The 7,413-nt window shown below is 40.2% G+C and carries 7 protein-coding genes; 3 read left to right on the top strand and 4 right to left on the bottom strand.

The genetic code is table 11. From position 1 onward, the window contains the following. Positions 1-69: 69 nt before the first annotated feature. Complete coding sequence (locus tag CH377_RS19510) at positions 70-966, top strand: bile acid:sodium symporter family protein (protein WP_100725401.1); 897 nt, start codon at positions 70-72, stop codon at positions 964-966. Between the two features lie 55 nt (positions 967-1,021). On the opposite strand, the gene CH377_RS19505 is transcribed toward CH377_RS19510, so the two are convergent. From CH377_RS19505 to CH377_RS19495, 3 genes are all read right to left on the bottom strand, one after another. Beyond that, positions 1,022-2,347: a thiolase family protein gene (locus CH377_RS19505; protein ID WP_100725402.1), complete on the bottom strand. Its 1,326-nt coding sequence runs from the start codon at positions 2,345-2,347 to the stop codon at positions 1,022-1,024. A gap of 220 nt (positions 2,348-2,567) precedes the next feature. After that, a complete protein-coding gene (locus CH377_RS19500) occupies positions 2,568-3,893 on the bottom strand; it encodes a thiolase family protein (protein WP_100725400.1) in 1,326 nt (441 codons plus the stop codon). Between the two features lie 52 nt (positions 3,894-3,945). After that, positions 3,946-4,809 carry a thioesterase family protein gene (locus CH377_RS19495; protein ID WP_100725399.1) on the bottom strand — a complete coding sequence of 288 codons (864 nt, stop codon included), beginning with the start codon at positions 4,807-4,809 and terminating at the stop codon, positions 3,946-3,948. A 154-nt stretch (positions 4,810-4,963) separates the two neighbouring features. Between CH377_RS19495 and CH377_RS19490 the strand changes: the two genes are divergently transcribed. Beyond that, positions 4,964-5,575 carry a TetR/AcrR family transcriptional regulator gene (locus CH377_RS19490; RefSeq protein WP_100725398.1) on the top strand — a complete coding sequence of 204 codons (612 nt, stop codon included), beginning with the start codon at positions 4,964-4,966 and terminating at the stop codon, positions 5,573-5,575. 6 nt (positions 5,576-5,581) lie between these two features. Here CH377_RS19490 and CH377_RS19485 read toward each other — a convergent pair whose 3' ends face one another. Further along, positions 5,582-6,430 (bottom strand): hypothetical protein, encoded by an 849-nt coding sequence (locus CH377_RS19485; RefSeq protein ID WP_100725397.1) that lies wholly within the window; start codon positions 6,428-6,430, stop codon positions 5,582-5,584. Positions 6,431-6,656: 226 nt separating this feature from the next. Here CH377_RS19485 and CH377_RS19480 point away from each other — a divergent pair, with 226 nt between their 5' ends. Beyond that, on the top strand, positions 6,657-7,262 hold the full coding sequence (locus CH377_RS19480; protein WP_125172199.1) for a hypothetical protein: 606 nt from the start codon (positions 6,657-6,659) through the stop codon (positions 7,260-7,262). The last annotated feature ends 151 nt before the right edge of the window (positions 7,263-7,413 follow it).

Genomic DNA, 7,413 nt, shown 5'->3' with positions numbered 1-7,413 from the left:
TTAGAACAAACGGACAACCTACAAAGTTCGTATCAAAAGAAATAAATTAAAAACAATAAGGAGAAAAAAATGCAAAGTGGATTTTTACTGGAGATAGTTCTCCCGATCTCACTTTTTATAATCATGTTCGGGATGGGGCTATCTCTAACAATTAAGGATTTTGAGAGAGTGGCCCTATTTCCTAAAGCTGTATTGGTCGGCCTATTAGCCCAACTTTTACTATTACCGTTTTTGGGATTTATGGTAGCTACCATGTTCCATTTGGAACCATTATTGGCAGTCGGATTAATGGTATTGTCTTGTTGCCCTTCCGGTCCAACTTCAAATATGTATTCGTATTTGTTTAAAGGAGATGTAGCATTATCCGTAACGTTAACTGCTTTAATTAGTGTGATTAAACCTTTTACCCTTCCGTTTCTAACTTACTATTCAATGGTATATTTTATGGGAGAAGGGAAAACGATAGATCTTCCTATTTTGAAAACAATCCTACAACTTTTTATCATCACTGTTCTTCCTGTAGGGATCGGAATGGCTGTCAAAAATTATTCCCCGAAATTCGCTGAAGGTTGCGAAAAACCTGTAAAAGTTTTTTCGATGATCATTCTATTCGCGATCATAGCAGGTCTTGTACGCCAGAACTGGGAGAAGATGTGGGGATTTTTTGCTCAGAGTGGAGCCGCAGCTCTTACTATGAATTGTATCTGCATTAGCCTTGGATTTTTACTCGGGCTACTTTTACGTTTAAGTAGAACACAAGCTGTTACGATCGCTTTCGAGTTAGGTATACAAAATGGGACTACAGCACTTTTAGTCACTGGAACTATTTTGCAAGTCCCAACAATGACTGTTGTTCCTATCACTTATAGCCTTCTTATGTTCGTGACTGCATTGGTATTCGGACTATTCATATTGAAAAACAGAAGATCCATTTTGGACCAACCTTCTTTAGAAAGAGTAAGTTAAAAGTTGATAATAAAAACCCCGAAAGATTCTCTCCTTCGGGGTTTTAGAATTGGAATTAATCTTTATATCTTTCGATCAACATGGAACCGGCAATTCCTCCGTGAGCACATGCGGTGAGTAGGACTTTATTTGCTTTAGGATCTTCTTGTAAATCCATGATCGCATTATTCACCAAACGAACTCCTGTGGCTCCAAATGGGTGACCGATCGCGATAGATCCTCCATTTGGATTGATCTTTTTCTCATCGAATTTTTTCTCCCAATCCCAACCGGTGTCCATTCTTAACTGTTCCATAGCTGCAACTGCGGTAGATGCATAGGCTTCATGGATCTCAACGTAATCCATGTCTTCCAATTTTAAATGTAGGTCTTCCAACAATCCTTCTGTGGCAACTGCTTGTCCAAGTCCCATCAGATTCGGATGAACTCCTTTCATTCTCCATCCGGAAAGTAGTCCTTCTATCTTTAATCCTAAGGCTTTCGCTTTTTCCACAGTAGTAATGATAACTCCTGCGGCTCCATCAGAACGAGGGCTTGCGTTGAAAATAGAAACTGTTGGCCCATGAGTTTTCTTCAGATCTTTGCCGTATTTTTTCTTAAAATCTTCGAACTTACTTTGAGGGTTGTCAAATAGAAGCATTGCTCTTCCCATACGACTTGGATTTTCGACGAGACCTTTTCTAAGCTCTACTGCCTCGTCAATTTTCAGCATGTTTCCTTCCTGATCTTTTACAGGAATGATAAATGGTTCGTATTTTCCCGACATAGAAGCTTCGTAAGTACGTTTAAAAGACTCAAATGCAACTTTATCAGTGATCTCTCGAGATAATTCATAATTCTGAGCGAGAATTTCCGCAGTCACCTGCATTCCGTAGGAATTCTCACCATCATCCAAACCGTCTTCCAGAGTATCTCTAAGCTCCACTCCTTCAGGAAGATTATCGGGCAGAAGTTTATTCAATTTATCTAATGATCCGGTTTTCTTGTTCAGGCGAGCATTTTTTACTATAAAAGGCATGTCGGTCTGGGACTCTTCTCCGATTACAAGGAATACTTCTCCTTCTCCCAATATAATCCTTCTTGCTGCTTCTGAAACTGCCTCCAATCCAGATACGCAGTTATTGGAAAGTGTGATAGAAGGGATCTCATCCCGTAGCCCTATCAGATTTGCGATTACTCTAGCAGGATTCGGAGAACTTGGGAAACCCTCTCCTACTATGATTCCATCTATATCTTCTTTTTTGATCCCACTTTTTTGGATAATACTCTCCGCTACGATCTTTCCTAAATGATGAGCCGGATAAGCCCCCAATCCTTTTGCGATCTGTGCGAATGGAGTTCTCAAAGGTGTGCAAATTGCAAGTTTAGTTTCGAGCTTCATCGTTTTTCTCCCGATTAGATTTCGAAAATTTTCTATTGGTGCATATACACTATTTAGACCACAAAAACAGGAATATTGAAAGCAAAAATTCAAAGAACGCTTATATAAAATATTTAAGTATATAAATAAGAAAATAAAAAAAGAGATTATGAAGAATGTATAAAAAAACCCCGAAGAAGTTTCCTTCTCCAGGGTTTCATTCAATTCAAGATATTAAGAATTAACCTTCGAATCTTTCGATGAGCATTGCTCCTGCAATTCCACCGTGAGCACAAGCAGTAAGAACTACTTTTTTAGCTTTAGGGTCGTCTTGAAGGTCCATGATCGCGTTGCTCACCAAACGGATACCAGTAGCTCCGAATGGGTGACCGATCGCGATAGATCCACCGTTAGGGTTGATCTTCTTCTCGTCGAATTTTTGCTCCCATTTCCAACCGGTATCTTTTTCGATTTGAACAAGAGCTGCAACTGCAGTCGCTGCGAATGCTTCGTGGATCTCAACGTAGTCTACATCTTCGATCTTAACTCCGGTGTCTTTAAGAAGTGCTTCGGTAGCGTAAGCTTGTCCGATTCCCATCAAGTTAGGATCTACACCGTACATTTTCCATCCGGAAAGAACTGCTTCGATTTTTAATCCAAGTGCTTTTGCTTTTTCAACAGTAGTTAAAATAACACCAGCTGCTCCATCAGAACGAGGGCTCGCGTTAAAGATAGAAACGGTTGGTCCGTGAGATTTTTTAAGATATTTGGAATACTTGGTTTTGAACTCATCAAATTTCATTTGTGGGTTTTCAAAAAGAAGCATTGCTCTTCCCATACGGCTTGGGTTTTCAACAAGTCCTTCACGAAGTCCAACTGCCTCATCGATAGTAAGTTCAGTTCCGTCTTCGTCTTTCATTGGGATAATGAATGGAGTGTATTTCCCTGCTTTAGAAGCTTCTAATGCTCTTTTGAAAGATTCGAAAGCTAATTTGTCAGTAATCTCACGAGAAAGTTCGTAGTTCTGAGCAAGGATCTCAGCAGTTACTTGCATTCCGTAAGAAGTTTCTCCGTCGCCAAGTCCGTCTTCAAGAGTGTCTCTAAGTTCAACACCTTCTGGAAGATTGTCAGGAAGAAGTTTTTTCAGTTTATCCAAAGATCCTGCTTTCTTGTTCAATCTTGCGTTTTTCACAACGAAAGGCATAGAAGTTTGGGACTCTTCTCCGATTACTAGGAAAAGTTCACCTTCTCCAAGAATGATACGGCGAGCTGCTTCAGAAAGAGCTTCGATTCCGGATACACAGTTATTAGATACAGTGATCGAAGGAACTTCGTCTCTGAGTCCGATTAGGTTAGCGATCACTCTCGCGGAGTTCGGAGCGTTAGAGAAACCTTCTCCAACTACGATTCCGTCGATTTGATCTTTTTTAACTCCACTCTTTGCAATAATGTCTTCAGCCACTATACGACCTAGGTGATGGCCAGGATAGGGTCCTAAAGCTTTCGCAATTTGAGCGAAGGGAGTTCTTCTTGGCGTACAAATCGCCAATTTTTGATCGAGTTTCATTGTCTTTCTCCAGACCTTTTATTTGGTACGTTCATTAGAATAAGATAATATTTCATTTGGAGGCTCCCTCAGGAAACTCGGTGACCCTTGCGAATACTTTCAGCAAATCTTCTCCAGGTTTTTTAGGTCTGGACTTGCTTACGGATACTACGAGTAGATCATCCATGGATTCCGCTAAAATTTCTCCAGTTTCGGAGTCGCTGACTTCTTGTCTCATACGGCTCCAAATTTTATCAAAACTATGAATCCAGGTTTGTATTTTAGCTCTCCTGCCTGCAGCAAGAGGCTTACGATAACGAATCTTTCCACCCATATAGAAAAGTGTGGTGTCCATTGCTACCAGATCTTCTAGGCTCAGCCCACATTCTGCAGTGAAATTCCAGCGACCTTCTTCCAATAATCTCCAATAATGAGAAGGATTATAGTCACCGAATGGATTTCTTTCGCAGTAGAATAGATCCCTCTCCGCAAGTGTGCGCCCGCAAGATCCTGAAAAAGAAGGTATAGATTCAAATGAAGAGATTAATTCTTCAGAAGGATCTTGGGCAGCGATAAGCTGGAAAGGTTTTCCGTCCTTCTCCGTTCTTGCTAATGTTCTGATCTCCGCTGCGACTTTTCCGTTTGGATCCAAAACTTCTTGGGAGAAGGTTAACAGGCCGTCTTGCCCGGAACGATAACTAGTGCGTATGGATAACTCAGTGTTTTCCATTTGTTGGGCAAGAAAACGTATGTCTGCCCCGACGGTTTGTAATCGAACTGATTCTTCGATCATTCTTTTCCAAGAATATCCCGCTTCTTCTAAGATACGATATCTATCACCTAGACAGGAGTCTTCATATGTCCTGCTAGTGGTATGTCTTTGCGTATCTAGATCCGAAAATCTGGTTCTGACTTGTTCTTTTTCCGTAACAGACATTTTGAACCGTCCTGACACTAGCTTAGACCCCTAGGAAATCGGGGCAATAAAAAAATACAGAACGTTCGTTCTGGTTTTTTATACGCTAAACCCAAATTCTATTGACGAAACGAGGTTTTTAGGGCAATACTGAAAAAATAACGTATTTAAGCACATGACCGCTCAGAGAAAAAAAAGAGATTCCGGGGCAAGTGTCCGAGAAAGAATTCTAGATACTGCAACAGATCTTTTCTACAAACAGGGATTCTCCAATACCGGAATGAGACAGATTATCCAAGAATCCGGTTCGGTAGCTGCTAGTCTTTACGATCATTTTCCTTCTAAAAAAGAATTAGGGATCGCCTACCTCGCTCGTCAGGAAGAAAGAACTCTTTCTGATCTTGGCTCTCTTATGGAGAGATATCCGGAGGTTCAAGAATTTTTAAGAGCTTGGGTGATCTTGAAGGAAAGACAGATCCGTCATCATGAATTTTTCGGGGATCCATTTGCAGGTTTTGCAAATCAAGTTATGGACGCGGATCCTGAATATACTGAATTCCTAAAAGGTATCGCTGAAAAATGGACTAAGATGATCCGAGATTATCTGAGTCGTGCAGTTGCTTCGGGACAATTTTCGAGAACGATGGATATACAATATGTTTCCAGAAGAGTATTAATGGCGTATCATGGTTCCATTACTCTTTGGAGAATGACCAAAGATCTACGGTATATTCGAGAAATGGAAGATAGCCTCAGAGAGATCTTCGAAGACTATACCGCTAAATAAATAGAATTATTTCCGGGCTTTCGATCCGAATTTTATTTTAGATGCGGATCTATTCCTTTGAGGCTCTTCGATCACATCCCTTAATTCTGTTTTTTCTACCTGTAAAAGTTTTAAAGGACTTTCAACACTTACCTTACAATCCTGCATATGTGTTGCGGAGAAGTTCGTAACTGCCAACATCATCTGAGTCCAAGCAGTCATAGTTTCCGGATTTCTTTTCGCACTCTGCAATCCGTAGAGGATCGGATCCTTCATTTTATCCATCAGATTGCAGGAAGGAAAATAAATCCCCGCTCCCTTCTTCAGAAATCTGGAAACAGGAATAAAAAGAAAATTTCTGATATGGCTCGGTTTTCCTTTAGAAGCCTCTGCAAATTTCAGATAGAGGATCAAATTTTTTTCTGCGAGAATTTCCGCCTCTTTTATCGAGGCAGGATTTTTTTTCAAAATGGAAGAAGACTTTGCAAATCCTCTTTCAATCTCATGTCGGATATGTCTAGCACATAGATGCTGGATCATTTCCCAACCTCCGAGTACAACCGCTTGGGGGCGATAATATGCAATCGAATCGTCACTTTCCAGATAGAAATGCCTACCTTCCTTCTGGTTTAGATCGTAATACAAGTCTCCGATGATTACACTATTAGATGCGTGCTCCTCGGCAGAATGTCGCAATTCATCCAAGGCGACTGCGTCCGTCAAAGGAACAAAAGAATCACTTCCAGCTAAAAAATCTAAACAACTTCCGATAAACTCATGGTGATCGCTATGCTCCTGGTAAGCGGTTACCTGGGGAGAATTACAAGAGAACAGAAATAATAAACTACCTAGAAAAAAGAAAGAGATGCGAGCCATAATCTAATCGAGCGAGTATTTCACATTCCTTGGATTCTGTCGGTCAAAATCTTAGATCTAATTCTATAAATATTCGGATTTAGATTGATTATAAATCGGATTCTGTGACGGCTATTCTATATGATCAGACCTCTTTTAAAATAAACTTCGAGTTATTACATTTTTTCCGAGAAACTTTGTCTGAAAAATATAAAAGGACGTTATACTTGTTTATGTGAGGAGGAATATGATGGTTTCCAAATTGCTGAGGTCCTTTGAACGTCTTTTCCCCTTTTGGGTCTTCTTCCTTTTATTCTGCTTACAATGTTCTCTTTTAAAATTAGATTTTTTAGAAAAGGACACCAGTACAGACGGGTTTAATCCTCTCTGTCTAGCATATGCACAATTTTATTCAGCTGCTTGTCCCGAATGTGAATTAAATATTGAAGTGGATGCAGTCAGTTTCCTTCTACATTCGAATGTTTCCATGCAGCATCCTAATTATAACCAGTCCGGAGTCATTTCACCGTTCCCTCAGACCTGGCGTTCGAATTCTTCCGAAAGCGTATATATGGAAATCCCAAAAGAGTTTGGCACTATGGTCCTGAGCGAAGGACTTGTTTTCGAATATACGGATTCCAGTTCTAATGTATTCGAAAACTTCGACGATAACTTCCAATTAGAACAAACTTATACTGATGGGAGTGTAGACGGAGGAAGTGGTCCGCTCACAGGAACCGTTTCCGGACAACTCAGGAACAAATCTAATTTTTCGAATACTGTGAACGTTACCGGAACAATCCGAAATTACAATTTCCAATTTAATTTTGCCAACTGTTCAAACGGAGTCTGACACCATAAATTTCCAGGCAGGACATTTTTCCGCTGGAAATAAATAATTACTACTTCACTCTTCATTCCTCATGAAAGAGAAACCCAGCATTTTTAAAAAGCTCCGTTACCATTTCGATAATTTTATGTCTAGGGGAGGAGGTTCCGTATTT

This window comes from Leptospira haakeii (assembly GCF_002812045.1).
In the GTDB taxonomy this organism is placed as follows: domain Bacteria; phylum Spirochaetota; class Leptospiria; order Leptospirales; family Leptospiraceae; genus Leptospira_B; species Leptospira_B haakeii.
Note: the sequence above shows the minus strand (reverse complement) of the source record. Positions and strands in the feature narration are given on the sequence as shown.